Genomic DNA, 15,707 nt, shown 5'->3' with positions numbered 1-15,707 from the left:
GTCAGCGCACCAGGTTGAGCGGCACCGACGCGGCCATCGCCTGGTAGCCGGCGTCGTTCGGGTGGATGTGGTCACCGGAGTCCAGGTCCGCCCGCAGCTTGGACGGCGCGGCCGGGTCCCGCAGTACCTGGTCGAAGTCCAGTACGCCGTCGAACTCGTGGCTCGACCGCAGGTAGCTGTTCACCGCTTGCCGGGTGGCTTCCTTGGCCGGCGTCCAGCTGTCGGTCCCGCCCAGTCCCTCGAACGGCGTGATCGTCGCGACGATGCTGCGGATGCCGCGCTCCTTGGTCTGCGCGTTCACCTGCCGCAGCGCGGCGATGATCTCGTCCGCCGAGTCGTCGGACATCCAGATGTCGTTGATGCCGAGCTCGGTGATCTGCGTCCGTACGCCGGTCTGCGCGTAGACGTCCTCGTTCAGCCGGGCCAGCGAGTTCACGCCGACCTCGCCGAACCCGGGGAACGCGCCGTTGTCCGACGGCTCGGTGCCTTCGTGGTTCAGCCGGCTGCCGGCCAGCCCCGCGTTGAGCACACTCGGGAACGGCCTGTCGCCGGCGGCCGCGGCCAGGCGCTCGGCCAGCTGGTCGGGCCAGCGGTTGTTGGCGTTCGGCGTGCTGTTCGTGCCGTCGCTGATCGAGTCGCCGAGCACGACGATCGAGCCCGCGGAGTCGTCGGTCTTGACGTCGACACCGGACAGGAAGAACCAGCAGCAGCGCCGGGTGGTCGGGTAGTTCGCGCCACCCGGGTCGTTGACCAGGTTCCCGACGCCGACGAAGTTGTCCTGGATCGACGAGCCGTGGAACGTGGTCGGGCCGGTGTTCACCGGGAAGTACAGGCTGATGACGAGGTCGTCGAGCGTGCCGAGCCGCAGGTTGACCGGGTCGCTCAGCAGCTCGGCACCCTTCTGGATCGTGGTGCTCGAGGCGCCGTTGAAGGTCAGCGTCCGCAGTGTGCCCGGGTCGATGTCGGACAGCTCGGGGGTCGCCTTGTTGGGTTTGGCAACGGTCGCGGCGCCGACCGTGATCGCCTTCTCGCCGTAGATGTTCGACAGCCGGACCCGGATCCGGTGGCCGCCGACGGTCGGCCGGACGTTGAGCCGGACGCTCTGGTTGGTCAGGCCGTTGTTCGTCGACCCGGTCGCGTCGCCGTGGGTGACCGCGGTCGCCCACGTCCCGACCCAGTCGGCGTCGTGGCCGCCGTAGCTCGCGCCGGCCAGGCTGGAGCCGGCGAGGGTGAGGGCGGCGGTCACTGCGACCGCGCGCCAGGTGCTGGAGATGGGCATGAACGGACCTCCCGGCGGAATGGATGGCGGGACGGAACGTAATACGCCGGACGGAATTCGGTCAATGAATCAGAAATGCATTTCTGGAATTCTTTCGGCAGCGGTTAGCGCGGTGGTTCCACCCGCCGATCGCAGGGGTATTCCTTCACACCTGGCCCGGGGCCGATCGAGTAGAGTTTTCGTACGGCTGGGGGTGGCCGACGTCGAGGGGATGCCGATCGGATGCTGCCTGAATTCGTGCTGCCCGAAAACAGTAGCAATTACGTGCTGCGGGTGCTCAACCTGTTCCAGGAATTTGCCGAACGGCCCGCGCTCGCCCGCGGTGACCGGACCGCGACGTACGGTGAATTGCTAACCGCTGTACTGCGTTTCGCCGGTGCGTTCCGGGACGCCGGCCTGCGCCCGGGCGGCAAGGTGCTGGTGATGGCGGCGAACTGCTTCGACGCCCCGGCGCTGCAGCTCGGCGCACACCTGCACGGCTGCCGGGTGCTGTGGAGCGCGCCGATCACGTCGCGCCGCGAGATCGACCGGTTCGTGACGCTCGCCGACGCGGACGTGTTCGTGTACGACGAAGCGACCGAGCTCGGGCAGGAGCTGGCCGAGTCGCTGGCGACGATGCCGGCGTACCGGATCACCGATCTGGCGACGACGGGTGCGCCGTACGAGGTGCGGGCCGTGCCGGCTCCGGACTCGGTGCTGCAGACCAGCGGGACGACCGGGGATCCCAAGCTGGTTCACCACACGCAGTCGTTCTACGAACAGATCCTGGAGCTGGCAGCCGCGTTCCGGGCGCAGGGCTTTCCGCTGCTGCGGCACTACTCGAGCTCGCCGTTGTGGTTGGCGAGTGGGCAGATCACGAGCTTCTTCAACCTGTTCACGGGCGGCGTGCTGTTCCTGACCGACAGCTGGTCGCCGGAGGAGTTCTACCGGATCGTGCCGGGCGAGCGGATCACCTCGACGTACGTGACGCCGCCGATGCTGTACGAGTTGCTCGACCATCCGGGTGGGGCGGACGTCGACTGCAGCAGTCTGTTCATGCTCAACGTGGGCGCCGGTCCGGCGACGCCGGCGCGGCTGCGGCAAGGGATCGCGCGGTTCGGTCCGGTACTGCGGATCGTCTACGGGCTGAGCGAATGCGTGGTCGTGACGGCGCAGCCGGGGCTGACCGAGGAGCATCCGCTGGCCGCGGCGGGGACGCCGTACGGCGATGTGCGGGTGGAGATCCGCGACGACGACGGGAAGCTGCTGCCGGACGGGCAGACCGGCGAGGTGTGGGTGCAGAGCAAGCTCGTCTTCGCCGGGTACCTCGGCAAACCCGAGCTGACCGCCGAGACGCTCGTCGACGGCTGGCTGCGCACCCGCGACGTCGGGTATCTGGAGGACAACCACCTCTTCCTGGTCGACCGGGTGCACGACATGATCGTCACCACCCGCCGCAACTGGGCCATCTTCTGCCGCCCCATCGAAGATGCCCTCAGCAACCACCCGGCCGTGCGGACCGCTGCGGTCATCGGCATCCCCGATGCGGTCCTGGGCGAAGCAGTACATGCCTTCGTCGTACTGCGTTCGCCGGCCACCGTGGCGGAGCTGCAGGACCAGGTCCGCACCACCTTGAACGACATCTGGGTCCCCGGCTCGATCGACTTCGTGGACGAACTACCCCTCACCCGAATCCTCAAAGTAGACAAACTCGCCCTGAGAACCCTGTACCGACAACTACACCAGGACGCCACAGAGCCCACGCCCGGTGGCGCGGGCGGCGATGTGAAGGCGGAGGTTGGCGCATGACCCCCGCTCGGCGGGGGTTGGTGTTGCTGTTCGTGGCGGACGTGCTGTCTGCGGTGGGTAGCCGGATCACGATGGTGGCGATTCCGTGGTTGGTGCTGGTGACCACGGGGAGTGCGGCCCGGATGGGGCTCGTTGCCGCGGTCGAGCTGGTGCCCTACATCATCTCGAGCATCATGGCCGGTCCGATCATCGACAACCTCGGACCACGCCGTACGTCGGTCGTCGCCAACCTCGCCAGCTCCGTCGCCGTGGCCGCGATCGCCGCGACCACCAGTCTCGGTTTCGGCGCGCTCCTCGTGCTCGTGGCGGTGGCAGGTGCGCTCCGCGGCGCCGCCGACCGCTCCAAAGACTTGTTGGTTCGTCCAATGGCCGAGGCAGCCGACGTCCAACTGATCCGGATCACCTCGCTGCACGAAGCCTTCGCCCGCGGCGCGACCCTGCTCGGAGCACCGCTCGGCGGCCTGCTCATCTACCTCACCGACGCTGCCTCTGTGCTCTGGATCGACGCCGCCACCTTCGTCGTCTGCGCCGTACTCGTCGCCGCCTTCGTCCACCCGCCGAAGGTCGTCTCCGACACCGCCCGGGACAAGTACTTCCGCTCGCTCGCCGAAGGCTTCTCCTTCGTCCGCCGCGACGAGCTGCTCGCGACGATGCTGATCACCACGTTCACGATGAACATCTTCGCCAGCGCGAGTACGGCGGTCTTCATCCCGGTCTGGGTCCGCGACGAGCTCGGCTCGGCCGAGGGTCTCGGCCTCACCCTCGGGGCGTTCTCGGCCGGCGCCCTCCTCGGCAGCATCACCTTCGCCGTCCTCGCCACCAGGGTTCCGCGCTACCTGACCTTCGCCCTCGGCGCGCTCATCGGGGGTAGCCCACGCCTGCTCGTCCTCGGCCTCAGCGACAACCTCGTCCTGGTCATGGTCGTCACGTTCCTGTCCGGGATCGGCATCGCCGCCATCAACCCGGTCTTCGGCGCCGCCCTCTATGAGCACGTCCCGAAGAACCTGCAGGCCCGCGTCATCGGCCTGGTCGCCGCGTCCTCCTTCGCCGGTCTCCCACTCGGCGCCCTGCTCGCCGGTGAGCTCGTCAGCGGCCTCGGGCTGATCCCGGCCCTGGTCTGGTCCGGCATCGCCTGTTTGATCGTCAGCATCTTCCCGCTGCTCCGGCGCGGTCCAGGAAAGATCCTGGACGCGCCCAAGACCGTGGAGGCGACATGACCGAGGACGACGACCCCTACTGCCTCCGCCCCGGCGAGAGCCCGGAGCTGCTCTCCGGCCACCCCTGGCGACGGTTCGTCGTCCTGGGTGACAGCGTCGCCGAGGGCTTGTGCGAGCCGGTCGAGGGGTACAGCGAGTTGCAGTGGGCCGAGCGGATCGCCGCCGAGCTCCGCGCCGTACAGCCCAGCCTGGAGTACCTCAACCTCGGCGTGAGCGGTCTGCGCACCCGGGAGATCCTCGGCACCCAGCTCGAGGCAGCGCTGATGTTCGGCCCGGACCTCGCGTTGGTCGTTGGTGGCGGCAACGATGCGTTCCCGGCGACGTACGACGCCGACCGGGTCGACCGCGAACTCACCCTGATGATCACCACGCTGCAGGGCGCCGGCGCCGACGTGATGACGCTCGGTATGTTCGACGTCTCGTACAGCCCGGCCGTCGCCGACTGGCTACGTCCGGGCCTCAGGCAACGAATGCGGACGCTGTCCCTGCACACCATGGACCTGGCGGAATCGCTCGGCACGATCCACGTCCACCTGACCGACCACCCGCTGTCGACCGACCCGGGTCTGTACAGCAGCGACGGCCGCCACGGCAACGCCCGAAGCGATGCGGTGGCGACCGCCGAGACGGTTCGGACACTCGGTCGTTGGCTCAGGGCAGCAACAGCAGACCGCTCGTCAGCGCGCCCTGGCCCACGTTGACCACCGGGCCGGCGCCGGGCACCGTGAACCGCAGGTAGGCGCCGGCCGGCGTACCGCCGAACAGGTACGGCGCGATGCAGAACGGTACGTCGGCCTGCTCGACCTCGCCGGTCGCCATCCGGACGAACTGCATCGTCAGCCGGTCGACGTCCACATGCCTCTGCACCACATAACCACCCTCTTGCACCGCAGCGTCCACAGCAGCCGTCCAGGCTGCCGCATCGACCTCGGGGCCGACCACTACCCCGACACCGCCGTAGTTGCCGTTCGGTTTCAGAACCAGGTGCTCGCGATCGGCCAGCACGCGGTCGCGCAGATCGGCGGTGAGGAGATCTGTCTGCGGGACGTGCTGACGAATGATCCGCGCATCGGCAGCTTCCATCAGAGTCAGATCTGCCCACAGCCAAGCGAAGATTTGCTTGCTGGCGAGGAGCCAGCTGGCGGTTGCGGTGAACATGCGGACCGTCCCGGAGCGCACCGCGGCGTGCAGCGCGTCCAGGCCCTCGCTCGGCTTCGTACCTTGGGGTACGAACATCCGAAGGACGGCGTCGACCGGTCCATCGTCCACGCAGAGCCCGCCGGAGTCGTCCAGCGTGAGCCACTCGACGGGGTACACGCGCATGTCGAGGCCCAGCTCGCGGCCGCGTGCGCTGAACGGCTCGAGCAGCTTGATCAGCGCCAGCCCGTCCTGCGACCCCGGATAGGACCCGGCCGTGGTGAAGACCATCACCAACCGATCGTCACCAGTCAGCTGCAGCGCCGACCGCACCGCCTCGTACCGCGCGTCCACCGCCGATGCCGGCGCCGTCAACCCGAGCTCGTCCAGCGCGGCATCCCCGGCGTACGCCGCGAGGAAACGCGCGGCGACGCCGTCCGAGTCGTGCGCCCCACCGAGCGCGCTGTCGATGTTCGCCTCCACGACGTACGGCGCTCCGCCGCCGAACAGGATGTCAGCGCGCACCCCGCCGATCAGCTCGTCGGTCAGCGGCAGGTCCTCGTCGAGCAGATCGATGTACCCGACCGGCAACCCCAGAGCCCGACGCAGCTCTCCCGCGGTCGCCGCCCGCCGCCGGCACGCCGCGAGGATCAGCCGTGCCACGGTCGCGGAGATCTCGGTCAACGAGTCGTACGTGCGCACCGACATGATCGGCGGGCGGAGCGGTCGCCACTCCTTGTTGTGCGTGGCGACTCCGTCGTACACGTGCCGCCACGACGCGGTCCCGCGCGCGACGATCGCCGCACGCGTTGCCTCGGGCAACTGGTTCCACAGGTCGGTCATGAGTTCTCCAGTACGGCGTGGATCGCGGCGACAAGCTGGTCCCGGTCGGGCTGGACCGCGCGGTCGAGGGCGAGAGCGAAGGGCAGGACGGCGCCGTTCGGGCGGGTCACCCGGCGGGGCGGCGCGTCGAGCGTGCAGCGTTCGGCGGCGACCGCGAGCACCTCGGCCGCGAAGCCGCTGGTCCGGTTCGAGTCGTCGAAGACGACTAGCCGGCCGGTCTTCACCACCGAGGCGAGCAGGCCGTCGGTGTCGAGCGGGTAGACGGTCCGCGGATCGAGTACCTCGACCGAGATCCCCTGACCGGCCAACTCGTCGGCGACCACCAGCGCCTCGTACACCAGGTGGCCGAGGGCAACGATCGTCACGTCGCTCCCGACTCGCGCCAACCGCCCGGTACCGAGCGGGACCGGAGCAAGCGCCGCGAAGTCGAGATCCTCGCGTACGCCCAACGCACCCGACGGTGCGAAGAAGACGACCGGGTCGTCGTCGCGGATCGCCGACAGCATGAGCCCGTAGGCGTCCGCCGGCGTCGACGGTACGACGGTCTTGACGCCGACGTGGGCCAGCAGCGTGTACGGGTGGTCGGAGTGTTGCCCGGCCCAGCCCGTACGCGACCCCGAGCCGGTCACGACGTACGTCACCGGGACCTTGCATTGCCCGCCGGTCATCAGCGAGAACTTGTGGGCCTGGTTCGCGATCTGCTCGAAGACCAGGAACAGCAACGACGGGATCTGGAACTCGATCACCGGCCGGAGACCGGCCAGCGCCGCGCCGGTCGCGAAGTTCGTGAACGCCTGCTCGGACAGCGGCGTGTCCAGGACCCGCTCCGGCCCGAAACGGGTCAGCAGTCCCGCGGTCAGGTTGGAGGCGGCGGCCCGGATGTCCTCGCCGAGCAGGAACACGGCAGGGTCCTCGTCGAGCGAGTCGGCGAGCGCACGGTTCATCGCCTTCAGGTAGGAGAGCTTCGGCATCAGCGCAGTACCCCCGGGGACGCGTAGAGGTACTCGAGAGCGGCGGCCGGATCTGGGTGGGCGCTTCCCAGCGCGATCCCGGCCGCCGCGTCGAGCAGGGACTCGACCTCGGAGTCGACGTCCGCCCGCTGCTGGACGGACAGTCGAGCACCCTGGATCTCCACTGGGTCCCGCGAACGCCCAGCGTTGATCTCCTCGGTCGAGCGGTAGCTGAGCCGCGCCCGGTGCTCGAAGGTGTGGTGCGCGTCGAAGCGGTACGTCGTGCACTCCAGGAACGTCGGCCCGTCGCCGGAGCGAGCCCGGTCGACCGCGGTCTCGGCGGCCGTCAGCACCAGCTCGGGATCCTGCCCGTCCACGGTGTACGCCGGGATCCCGAACGCCGCCGCGCGACCGGTGATGCTGCCGGCCACGGCCGAGTCGACCGGCATCGTGGTCGCGTAGCCGTTGTTCTCGCAGACGAAGATCACCGGCACCCGCCACAGCGCCGCGAGATTGAATGCCTCGAGCAACATTCCCTCGTTCATCGCGCCGTCGCCGAAGAACGTGGCCGCGACGGTGTCGCGGCCCCGCCGGCGGTACCCCCAGGCCGCTCCGGTCGCGATCGAGGCGGCCGCGCCGACGATCGCGTTCGCGCCGAGGATCCCGAGACTGAAGTCGGCCGCGTGCATCGACCCGCCGCGGCCCTTGTTCAGCCCGCTCTCCCGGCCCATCAGCTCGGCGAAGAGCCGGGCCGGGTTCGCACCGCGGGCGAGCACGTGCCCGTGGCCGCGGTGCGTGCTGGTGATCACGTCGGTGTCCTTCAGCGCCGCGCAGACTCCCGCCGCGATCCCCTCCTGCCCGAGGTACGGGTGGATCCCACCCACGATCTCCCCGGACCGCACGTACTCGATCGCCCGCTCCTCGAACCGGCGGACCAGCCTGACGGTCCGGTAGAGATCGGTGGTGGTCATGGTCAGCCCTTGACCGCGGCCAGGATGGCGTCCCAGAGCCGGACCCGGGCGGCCAGCGCGGTGTTGATCGTGTCCGCGCACGCCTCCCACTTGGCCTCGTCGTCACCACAGAGGTCGGCGACCATCTGCATCGCCATCGGCGTGTGCTGCTCGCCGTCGACCTCGATGTGCCGCTCGAGGTAGTCGACGAACAGGTTCAGCTTGTTGGACCGTTCGTTCACCGCGACCACCTGCTGGAACATGTCCGGGATCAGGTCCTCTCGCCCGAACGCGAACGCGGCCGCCTGGCAGTGCACCGGCGCGTTCTCGATGATGTTCCAGGTCGTCCCGGCGAAGTCGACCGACGCCTGCGGTACGCCGGCCTGCTCGAGCGCCGCCACCACCGGCGTACCGGCGCGGAGCGCATCGATCAGCCCGTTGATCGCGGTGGTGTCGGCGCCGGCCTCCGTCATCCCGTTCACGTACAGCTCGAAGTGGCTGATGAACCCGGCGCCGAGCTCGTCGCTCTCCTCGACCATCACGATGTCGTTGATCAGCCGGCGGCTGCTGGTATGCGCGGTCGGGATCCACGGCACGGTCACACAGGTGAGCTCGCGCTGCAACGACTTCAGCAGCGACATGAAGTCCCAGACCGCGAAGACGTGGTGCTCCATGAACGTGACCAGCGCCTCATGGGTGTCGAGGTTGGCGTAGAGCGGGTGCTGGACGACCTGGTCGCGGGCTTCGGCGACGGCCTTCTCCAGCTGTTCGATGCCGGGGTGGGTCTGACCCCAGTCGTATCGGGACATGCGAATTCCTCTCAGCGGTCTGCCCAGAGCGTCGGGCAGTAGTCGGGGTCGGAGTAGTCCGGAAGGCCGGTGAGTGTCCGGCGAACCAGGACGTCGTGGTTGTACGTCGCGAGCGTGCCGTCGGAGAGCGGGAACTCGCGGTAGTGGTTGTCGCCGTCCTGGAGGTGCAGGGAGATCGCCCGGCGCGGACGGTCGCTGACGTTGGCGCCGCTGCCGTGGTACGTCCGGCAGTGGTGGAAGTTCATGTGCCCGCGCGGGATGGTGATCGGCAGCTTGGTGACGTCGGCGTGGTTGTACGCCGCGTTCTCGGCCAGCATCTCGTCCAGCTCGGACCGGTCGCGCTCGGCGAAGTGCCGGACGACGGTGTCGTTGGCGCCGATCTCCTGCCAGCGGTGGCTGCCGTCGACCATCGTGATCGTGCCCATCTCCGGCGGGCAGTCGTGGAACGGGATGAACGCGGTCAGCATCCGGTCCGAGGACGACGACGACCAGTAGTGCTTGTCGAAGTGCCACGGCACGATGTTCGACGGCTCACCGGAGATCGGCGGCTTGTAGATCAGCGTCGACTGGAAGATCCGGATCTCGTCGGTCTGCGCGAGCCGGGCCGCGACCGCACCGATCAGCGGCTTGCGGAGGATCTTCGCCAGCCCGTCGTGCTCGTAGTGGACGTAGTCGTTGTGCCGCTGCACGTCGCCCTTGGACGGCTCCCAGTACGCGAGCTTCGGCGGCGCGACCGGAAGCGTGCGGTCGCGCTCGCCGGCGTAGTACCGCTCACTGGCGTTGACCAACTCGTCGACCTCGTCGTCGGTGAGCAGCTTCTTGGACAGGTACCAGCCGTGCTCGTGGTAGAAGGCAACGTCGTCGTCGGTGGGGAGGAGCGCGATCTCCTCTTCGGAGAGCTTGAACTCGAGGGTCATGCCTCGACTCCCGCGAGCTCGCGTTCCTTGGCCTCGTAGAGCGCCTTGATGTTGCCGCTGCCGAACGTCATCGCGCCGCGGCGCTCGATGATCTCCAGGAACAGCGTGCGGCGGACGTGCATCGACTCGGTGAAGATCTGCAGCAGCTGACCCCAGTGGTCGCGGTCGACCAGGATGCCGAGCTTCTCCAGGTCCTCGATCGGCGTCTCCAGCTCGCCGACCCGCTCCGGCAACGCCTGGTAGTACGTCGACGGCGACGCGAGGAAGTTCACGCCACGGCCGGACAGCGTGCTGACCGCCTCGACGATGTCGCTGGTCCGCAACGCGATGTGCTGGACGCCGGCGCCCGCGTGCCAGCTGAGGAAGTCATTGATCTGCCCCGGCCGGCGGTTCGGGTCCGGCTCGATCAGCGTGAATGTCACGTGCTTCGACGGGCTCTGCACGACCGTCGACTCCATGCCCTGGCCCGCCACCTCGATGTACTCGTCGAAGATCGGCAGGAACCCGAACACGTTCTCGTAGAACTCGACCGTCGGCTTCAGCTGGCCCGACGGCACGCAGATCGCCAGATGGTCGATCTCGCTGAACAGCTTCTCGTCCGGACCACCGGCCGGCTCGGTGATCTGGATCGCGCCCGGCAGGAACTCGCGCCGCGGTCCGTGCCGCTCGACCAGCCGGTGGATCACGTCCCCGAACCCGGCGACCTCGGCGACCACGACCGTGGTCTCCTGCTCGTCGGTATAGGTCGTTGGCTCGCCCACCGATTCGGCGCCGCGAGCGAGCAGCTCGGTATAGGCGACCGCCGCGTTGTCGACCTCGAGGCCGACGACCGCGACGCCGTCGCCGTGCCGCTGGACGTACGCCGCGGCCGGGTGCTCCGCATCCAGTCCGGACGTCAGCACGATCTGTACGGCGTCCTCGCGGAGCAGCAGCGACCGCTGGCCGGGCAGACCGGTGTCCGGCCCACCCTGGCCGTGAATCTGCAGGCCGAACGCGTGTCCGAGATAGAACGCCGCCTGCCGAGCGTCGCCCACGTACAGCTCGACGTGGTCGATCCCGTAGATCTCCATTTATGCCTTCTCCTCACTGTTCAGGTCTCGCCGCTCCGGTGTACTGGCGGTGCCGAGGAGCAGGCTGACGTTCTGACCGCCGAAGCCGAACGAGTTCGACAGCGCGTACTCGAGGCGTGCTTCGCGGGGTTCCTTGCGGACGTGGTCCAGCGGGCAGGCCGGATCCGGGTCGTCCAGGTGGTACGTCGGGGGCAGCAGGCCGGACGTGATCGCACCGGCCGCGGCGATCGCCTCGACCACGCCGGAGGTGCCGAGCATGTGCCCGGTCAACGCCTTCGTCGAGCTCACGGCCGGCTGGTAAGCCCCGAACGCCTTGCCAATGGCAACGGACTCGGCGACGTCCCCGAGCTTGGTGCTGGTCCCGTGCGCGTTGACGTAACCAACCTGCTCGGGCCTGACCTTGGCGTTGGCGAGAGCCAGCCGCATACAAGCCGCCGCACCTTCACCGTCCGGCCGCGGAGCAGTCGGATGATGCGAGTCGGAGTTCACCCCATACCCGGCAACATCCGCGTACCCAGCCGCCCCTCGAGCGACGGCATGCTCTGTGCTTTCCAGTACCAGGAGTGCGGCACCTTCGCTCAGCACGAACCCGTTCCGCCGCAGGTCGAACGGTCGACTGGCTTCTGCGGGATCGTCCCACCCACGAGCCAACGCCCGCGCATTGGCGAAGGTCTCCGCAAAGGTGGGGAACAGCGGAGCCTCACTCGCCCCGCACAACACCACGTCGGCCTCACCCGACCGGATCAGCCTTACGGCGTCCGCGATCGCCTGAGCCCCGGACGCACACGCCGTACCAACTGCTGACGTGTATCCCCGGATGCCATGCCGGATGGCGAGCCGGGCGGCCGGCATGTTCGGGAGGATGCCGGTGAGCAGGTACGGGCTGACTGCCGCGCGACCTCGTTCGGCGCGCGCCAGCACCTGCTGCTCGAGCGTCGCCATCCCGCCGACCCCGCCGACGATCACGCCGATCCGCGCGGGATCGACGTTGTCCCCGACGACCAGACCGGCATCGGCGAGAGCGTCCGCGGCGACCAGTTGGGCGAGGATGACGGTCCGGTCCATCACCTTCCCGTCCGGGCCCTTGCCGAGATCGCCGGCGTCGAACGGCGGCAGGATGCCCGCGAGCTCGATCGAGTTGGCGATCGGGTGGTCCGCGGGCGGCTTCACAATGCCGGACCGCCCGTGCAGCAAGGCGCCGTACGCCTCCTGAGGGCTGCGGCCGACCGGCGTCAGCAGGCCGATCCCGGTCACGGTCACGGTCACGGTCATGAGCGAGCCTCCCGGAGCGCGACCTTGCGGACCTTCCCGGTCACCGTGACCGGCACCTCGCCCGCGCCGACCACGGTGACGTTGCGGATGATCGCGGCGACCTCGCCCCCGACGGCGGCCTTGACGGCCTCGGTCCGGTCGGCCTCGGGAGCCTCCGGAGCCAGCTCGAGGAGTACGTCGGCGACGTACCCGCTCGCGCCGGAGGTGATGATCACCGTGCAGTCGTCGACCTCGGGCAGCGCGGCGAGGATGCGCTCCTCCGACATCGACGTGAAGAGTTGCGGGCCGTCGAACCCGGCGACCGCGTCCGGGACCCGGTCCAGATGGAAGTAGTGACCGGTGTCGTCGCGGAAGACCAGGTCGCCGGTGAGGAACCAGCCGTTGACCCGGAAGCGGTACGTCGTCACCGAGTCGTTCCAGTAGCCGGGCGACACCGACGGCGAACGGAAGCCGAGCATGCCGACCATGCCCGGCGGCAGCTCGTCGCCGGCGGCATTCAGCACGGCGGCCTGGGCGAACTCGTAGGGCTTGCCGATGCAGCGGCCGTAGTGGTCGCTGTCGACGGTGTGGGTGATGTGGAAGCCGTTGTGGCCCATCTCGCTGGAGCCGAGGCCGTCGATGAAGTGGCTGCCTCGCGTCGTCTGCCGGCCGTCCCGGGTGACGACCTGACGGGTGCCGACGGCAACGAGTTTGCGGATGTGCGGCTCGTGCGCGCAGTCGCCGGTGTTGAACCACATCCGCACCGAGTCGAGGTCGCGGTGCATCAGGTCCTCGCGGGCCAGGCCGGCCCAGGTGACGGCGAACCCGTAGACGGCGCGCGGCTGCCAGCGCTCGATGTGGTGCAGGACGGTCGGGGCGCCCTGGCTGGAGAGCGAGAGCATCTCGGCGCGGTTGCCGAGGACCTGGTTGACCATCAGGACGGTCGCGGTGTGGGGGATCGGGAGCGCGTTGAGGATCCTGTCCGTGCCTTGCGCCTGCGGCATCGTGAGGAGGTGCTTGAGGGCGGCGTAAAGGGTGGTGTGGGTGTGCAGGACGGCCTTGGGTACGCCGGTGGTGCCGGAGGTGTGGGTGATCACGACCGGGTCGTCCGCGTAGTGACGGTAGTGCTGGGGTGCCTGAGCGGGATCGCCGGTCCCCAGCTCGCGCGGCTCCCCCAGGACGTCTACCTCGAGCAACTCGCGGTGCTGTGCGTCGGCCAGCACGGCTGTTGCTCGCAACCGACGGATGAACTCGTCGGCGATTGCGGGCGCCATCTTGCCGTTCATCAATGCCGGGATCGCTCCGACCCGGGTCAGCGCGAGGAAGCTGAGGATCACGTCCTGGGCCTCGGTGGCCCAGACCGCGACGACGTCACGGCGCCCGATGCCGTGGGCCGCGAGCCACGCCGTACGGGCCTGGACCCGGTCATCGAGCTCGCCAAGGGTCAGCGCATGCTCGGCCGGGAACTGGTCGACCGGGGTGTCGAAGGTCAGGCCGGGCCCGGTGAGGTCCGCGCCGTGCGCGATCACCCGCGCGAGGACGTTGCCGGTGCCGATCTCCGGATCCGCGGCGAGGCGAGCTCTCAAGCTCTTCATGTCGGGTCTCCCCCAGTCACGATCTGCGCGAACGCCTTGTCCGCGACCACCTGCACGATCAGCACCTGCTCCGCATCCCCGTCCGCCAGCAGTACTTCGGCCTCTTCCCGCCCGCCCGTCGTCACGCAGACCACGGGTCCGCGCAGGTCCCACTTGGCGGCGATCCAGCCCGCCACGCTGTTCGGCACCGACTGGAAGAAGAACAACGGCCCGATCCGCTTGCCATTGGCAACTGCTTCCTCGACGTACGCGGCACTCGCCCGATCGCCGTCACCGACGATCACGATCCCGGTCCGCCGCACCGTCGCCACCCGCTCCAGGACCTCCGCGGCCGCCGCGACCACCAACGGACTGAACCGCGAGTGCACGAACCCGGGCACACCCGGCGGCTCCCCCGCAACCCATTGCCCCGCCGTCAAAACCTTCATCCGGCCCGCACCACCAATGCGGTATTGGCTCCGCCGAACGCCGAATTGACCGAAATCCCGTACGGCGAGCTCGCAATTCGCGGCGCATCCAGAATCACATCCACCGCACCCGCCGGATCGGGGCCCAAATACCCGGCATTGACCGGCAACTTTCCCGCTTGCAAAGCCGCCACCGTCACCACGAACTCCACCAACCCGGAAGCCTCCAACGCATGCCCGTGCAAACCCTTGGTCGAGGACACGGGTGGATCGAAGATTCGCTGGATGGCGGCGGCTTCGGCGGCGTCGCTGTACGTGGTGCCGGTGGCATTCGCGTTCAGGTAGCCGACGTCTTCCGACGCGAGACCAGCCTTCTGGAGCGCAGCCCTGACAGCCACTTCCAGGCCGCGGCCGTCGGGGGCGGGTTGGACCGGGTGGTGGGCGTCGCCGGACCTCGCCCAACCGACCAGCTGGGCCAGGCCCTCGCCGGCCTCCACTACGACTGCGGCTACTCCGTCGCCCAGCAGGGTGCCGGTGCGGTGCTGGGAGAACGGTCGGACCACGCCGTCGGTCGACAGCGCCCGGCCGGCGTCGAAGAGGGCGTACTGATAGGGCTCGACCAGGTACGCCGCGGCCACGACGACTCGGTCCAGACGCCCGAGGCGGATCAACGTCGCCGCGTCCGCCAACGCAGTACTCGCGGAGACGCAGGCCGACGTGTAGACCCGGCGTTGGCCGAAGTCGCACTTCGGGGCGGTGTGCAACGCGAGCAGGAGCGGCGTCGTACTGCGGTCCACCCCGGCCTGCGCGCACGCCGTCGCGATCGCCAGGTCCAGCTCCTCCTCCAACGACCCGACCTCGGCCGCCGTCGCCGCGTGGTGGGTACGCCGCCGGCTCGTGTCGAAGCGGGTGACCTCCGAAAACGCCGGCACCCCGGTCAGCTGCGCCTCCGGTCCGCGACCGAGGGCGGTCAGCACCGACATCCCGGTGACACCGACAGGACGGTCAGACATGGGTCGTCAGCACCTCGGCGAGAACGGCGACGGCCGCGTCGACGGTGGTGATGCGTTCGAGGTCGGCGTCGGCGAGCTCGACGCCGTACACCTGCTCGACCTGATGGACCAGCCAGGCGAGCTCCATCGAGTCGAGCCGGTCGGCCGCGGGAGGGCGGTCGCCCAGGGCGGTGAGCCAGGAGAGGATCACGGTCCGGGAGGGCGGGGGCGGGGTCGGGGCCATCAGACCTGCTGGGCCGCCCGGCCGGCCACCTCGGACGTGAACTCGCCGACCGTCATCAGCGCGAGCTGCTCGGACTCGTCGTCGGAGAACCTGACCCCGAACCGGTCCTCGACCCGCACCGACAGGTCCGCGAGCGCCAGCGACTCCAGGTCCACCCCGGCCGGGCCGAGCGTGGTGTCGTCGTCGAGGTCGCTGACGTCGTAGTTCATGTCCTGCAACTGCTCGATGACGAAAGCACGTACGTCGTCCTTCATCGCG

At 69.1% G+C, this 15,707-nt stretch carries 16 protein-coding genes; 3 read left to right on the top strand and 13 right to left on the bottom strand.

The features are described 5' to 3' along the window. Window position 1: 1 nt before the first annotated feature. Window positions 2–1,279: an SGNH/GDSL hydrolase family protein gene (locus AB0E69_RS03950; protein WP_360139077.1), complete on the bottom strand. Its 1,278-nt coding sequence runs from the start codon at window positions 1,277–1,279 to the stop codon at window positions 2–4. A gap of 222 nt (window positions 1,280–1,501) precedes the next feature. Between AB0E69_RS03950 and AB0E69_RS03945 the strand changes: the two genes are divergently transcribed. Genes AB0E69_RS03945 through AB0E69_RS03935 form a run of 3 tightly spaced genes read left to right on the top strand, consistent with a single transcriptional unit; the run spans window position 1,502 to window position 4,985 of the window. Then, entirely contained in the window at window positions 1,502–3,067 is a 1,566-nt protein-coding gene (locus AB0E69_RS03945) for an AMP-binding protein (RefSeq protein WP_360139074.1), read from the top strand. Continuing rightward, complete coding sequence (locus tag AB0E69_RS03940; RefSeq protein ID WP_360139071.1) at window positions 3,064–4,284, top strand: MFS transporter; 1,221 nt, start codon at window positions 3,064–3,066, stop codon at window positions 4,282–4,284. The genes AB0E69_RS03945 and AB0E69_RS03940 overlap by 4 nt, the downstream gene beginning before the upstream one ends. Next, window positions 4,281–4,985, top strand: coding sequence for an SGNH/GDSL hydrolase family protein (locus tag AB0E69_RS03935; protein ID WP_360139068.1), 705 nt, complete (start codon window positions 4,281–4,283; stop codon window positions 4,983–4,985). The genes AB0E69_RS03940 and AB0E69_RS03935 overlap by 4 nt, the downstream gene beginning before the upstream one ends. Here the strand turns inward: AB0E69_RS03935 and AB0E69_RS03930 are convergent. Genes AB0E69_RS03930 through AB0E69_RS03875 form a run of 12 tightly spaced genes read right to left on the bottom strand, consistent with a single transcriptional unit; the run spans window position 4,936 to window position 15,703 of the window. Next, window positions 4,936–6,264: a hypothetical protein gene (locus tag AB0E69_RS03930; RefSeq protein WP_360139065.1), complete on the bottom strand. Its 1,329-nt coding sequence runs from the start codon at window positions 6,262–6,264 to the stop codon at window positions 4,936–4,938. The two genes, AB0E69_RS03935 and AB0E69_RS03930, sit on opposite strands and share 50 nt — an antisense overlap. After that, on the bottom strand, window positions 6,261–7,235 hold the full coding sequence (locus tag AB0E69_RS03925) for a transketolase C-terminal domain-containing protein (RefSeq protein WP_360139062.1): 975 nt from the start codon (window positions 7,233–7,235) through the stop codon (window positions 6,261–6,263). Before AB0E69_RS03925 ends, AB0E69_RS03930 begins: the two co-directional genes overlap by 4 nt. Further along, entirely contained in the window at window positions 7,235–8,185 is a 951-nt protein-coding gene (locus tag AB0E69_RS03920; protein WP_360139060.1) for a thiamine pyrophosphate-dependent dehydrogenase E1 component subunit alpha, read from the bottom strand. Before AB0E69_RS03920 ends, AB0E69_RS03925 begins: the two co-directional genes overlap by 1 nt. Window positions 8,186–8,187: 2 nt before the next feature. After that, complete coding sequence (locus AB0E69_RS03915) at window positions 8,188–8,973, bottom strand: DUF3050 domain-containing protein (protein WP_360139057.1); 786 nt, start codon at window positions 8,971–8,973, stop codon at window positions 8,188–8,190. Between the two features lie 11 nt (window positions 8,974–8,984). Then, window positions 8,985–9,890 (bottom strand): phytanoyl-CoA dioxygenase family protein, encoded by a 906-nt coding sequence (locus AB0E69_RS03910; RefSeq protein ID WP_360139054.1) that lies wholly within the window; start codon window positions 9,888–9,890, stop codon window positions 8,985–8,987. Continuing rightward, window positions 9,887–10,960, bottom strand: coding sequence for a 4-hydroxyphenylpyruvate dioxygenase (gene hppD / locus AB0E69_RS03905; RefSeq protein ID WP_360139051.1), 1,074 nt, complete (start codon window positions 10,958–10,960; stop codon window positions 9,887–9,889). The genes AB0E69_RS03910 and hppD overlap by 4 nt, the downstream gene beginning before the upstream one ends. Beyond that, window positions 10,961–12,232, bottom strand: a complete 1,272-nt coding sequence (locus AB0E69_RS03900; protein ID WP_360139048.1) for a beta-ketoacyl-[acyl-carrier-protein] synthase family protein — start codon at window positions 12,230–12,232, stop codon at window positions 10,961–10,963. After that, window positions 12,229–13,806, bottom strand: a complete 1,578-nt coding sequence (locus tag AB0E69_RS03895; protein ID WP_360139045.1) for a class I adenylate-forming enzyme family protein — start codon at window positions 13,804–13,806, stop codon at window positions 12,229–12,231. The genes AB0E69_RS03900 and AB0E69_RS03895 overlap by 4 nt, the downstream gene beginning before the upstream one ends. Beyond that, a complete protein-coding gene (locus tag AB0E69_RS03890) occupies window positions 13,803–14,234 on the bottom strand; it encodes a hypothetical protein (protein ID WP_360139042.1) in 432 nt (143 codons plus the stop codon). The genes AB0E69_RS03895 and AB0E69_RS03890 overlap by 4 nt, the downstream gene beginning before the upstream one ends. Next, the gene (locus AB0E69_RS03885; protein ID WP_360139039.1) at window positions 14,231–15,226 is read right to left on the bottom strand and encodes a beta-ketoacyl synthase N-terminal-like domain-containing protein; all 996 of its coding nucleotides are present in this window, start codon (window positions 15,224–15,226) and stop codon (window positions 14,231–14,233) included. Before AB0E69_RS03885 ends, AB0E69_RS03890 begins: the two co-directional genes overlap by 4 nt. Further along, entirely contained in the window at window positions 15,219–15,449 is a 231-nt protein-coding gene (locus tag AB0E69_RS03880) for a phosphopantetheine-binding protein (RefSeq protein WP_360139036.1), read from the bottom strand. The genes AB0E69_RS03885 and AB0E69_RS03880 overlap by 8 nt, the downstream gene beginning before the upstream one ends. Continuing rightward, on the bottom strand, window positions 15,449–15,703 hold the full coding sequence (locus AB0E69_RS03875) for an acyl carrier protein (RefSeq protein ID WP_360139033.1): 255 nt from the start codon (window positions 15,701–15,703) through the stop codon (window positions 15,449–15,451). Before AB0E69_RS03875 ends, AB0E69_RS03880 begins: the two co-directional genes overlap by 1 nt. Between the last annotated feature and the right edge of the window lie 4 nt (window positions 15,704–15,707).

It is taken from the genome of Kribbella sp. NPDC026611 (assembly GCF_040638345.1).
In the GTDB taxonomy this organism is placed as follows: domain Bacteria; phylum Actinomycetota; class Actinomycetes; order Propionibacteriales; family Kribbellaceae; genus Kribbella.
This window is presented reverse-complemented; position numbering and strand designations above follow the sequence as displayed.

What these genes read in the sequence shown, in the direction of transcription:
- AB0E69_RS03910 (WP_360139054.1), bottom strand. Translation starts at nt 9,890, where the DNA reads ATGACCCTCGAGTTCAAGCTCTCCGAAGAGGAGATCGCGCTCCTCCCC.
- AB0E69_RS03930 (WP_360139065.1), bottom strand. Translation starts at nt 6,264, where the DNA reads ATGACCGACCTGTGGAACCAGTTGCCCGAGGCAACGCGTGCGGCGATC.
- AB0E69_RS03915 (WP_360139057.1), bottom strand. Translation starts at nt 8,973, where the DNA reads ATGTCCCGATACGACTGGGGTCAGACCCACCCCGGCATCGAACAGCTG.
- AB0E69_RS03875 (WP_360139033.1), bottom strand. Translation starts at nt 15,703, where the DNA reads ATGAAGGACGACGTACGTGCTTTCGTCATCGAGCAGTTGCAGGACATG.
- AB0E69_RS03885 (WP_360139039.1), bottom strand. Translation starts at nt 15,226, where the DNA reads ATGTCTGACCGTCCTGTCGGTGTCACCGGGATGTCGGTGCTGACCGCC.
- AB0E69_RS03890 (WP_360139042.1), bottom strand. Translation starts at nt 14,234, where the DNA reads ATGAAGGTTTTGACGGCGGGGCAATGGGTTGCGGGGGAGCCGCCGGGT.
- AB0E69_RS03895 (WP_360139045.1), bottom strand. Translation starts at nt 13,806, where the DNA reads ATGAAGAGCTTGAGAGCTCGCCTCGCCGCGGATCCGGAGATCGGCACC.
- hppD (WP_360139051.1), bottom strand. Translation starts at nt 10,960, where the DNA reads ATGGAGATCTACGGGATCGACCACGTCGAGCTGTACGTGGGCGACGCT.
- AB0E69_RS03940 (WP_360139071.1), top strand. Translation starts at nt 3,064, where the DNA reads ATGACCCCCGCTCGGCGGGGGTTGGTGTTGCTGTTCGTGGCGGACGTG.
- AB0E69_RS03880 (WP_360139036.1), bottom strand. Translation starts at nt 15,449, where the DNA reads ATGGCCCCGACCCCGCCCCCGCCCTCCCGGACCGTGATCCTCTCCTGG.
- AB0E69_RS03950 (WP_360139077.1), bottom strand. Translation starts at nt 1,279, where the DNA reads ATGCCCATCTCCAGCACCTGGCGCGCGGTCGCAGTGACCGCCGCCCTC.
- AB0E69_RS03945 (WP_360139074.1), top strand. Translation starts at nt 1,502, where the DNA reads ATGCTGCCTGAATTCGTGCTGCCCGAAAACAGTAGCAATTACGTGCTG.
- AB0E69_RS03900 (WP_360139048.1), bottom strand. Translation starts at nt 12,232, where the DNA reads ATGACCGTGACCGTGACCGTGACCGGGATCGGCCTGCTGACGCCGGTC.
- AB0E69_RS03925 (WP_360139062.1), bottom strand. Translation starts at nt 7,235, where the DNA reads ATGCCGAAGCTCTCCTACCTGAAGGCGATGAACCGTGCGCTCGCCGAC.
- AB0E69_RS03935 (WP_360139068.1), top strand. Translation starts at nt 4,281, where the DNA reads ATGACCGAGGACGACGACCCCTACTGCCTCCGCCCCGGCGAGAGCCCG.
- AB0E69_RS03920 (WP_360139060.1), bottom strand. Translation starts at nt 8,185, where the DNA reads ATGACCACCACCGATCTCTACCGGACCGTCAGGCTGGTCCGCCGGTTC.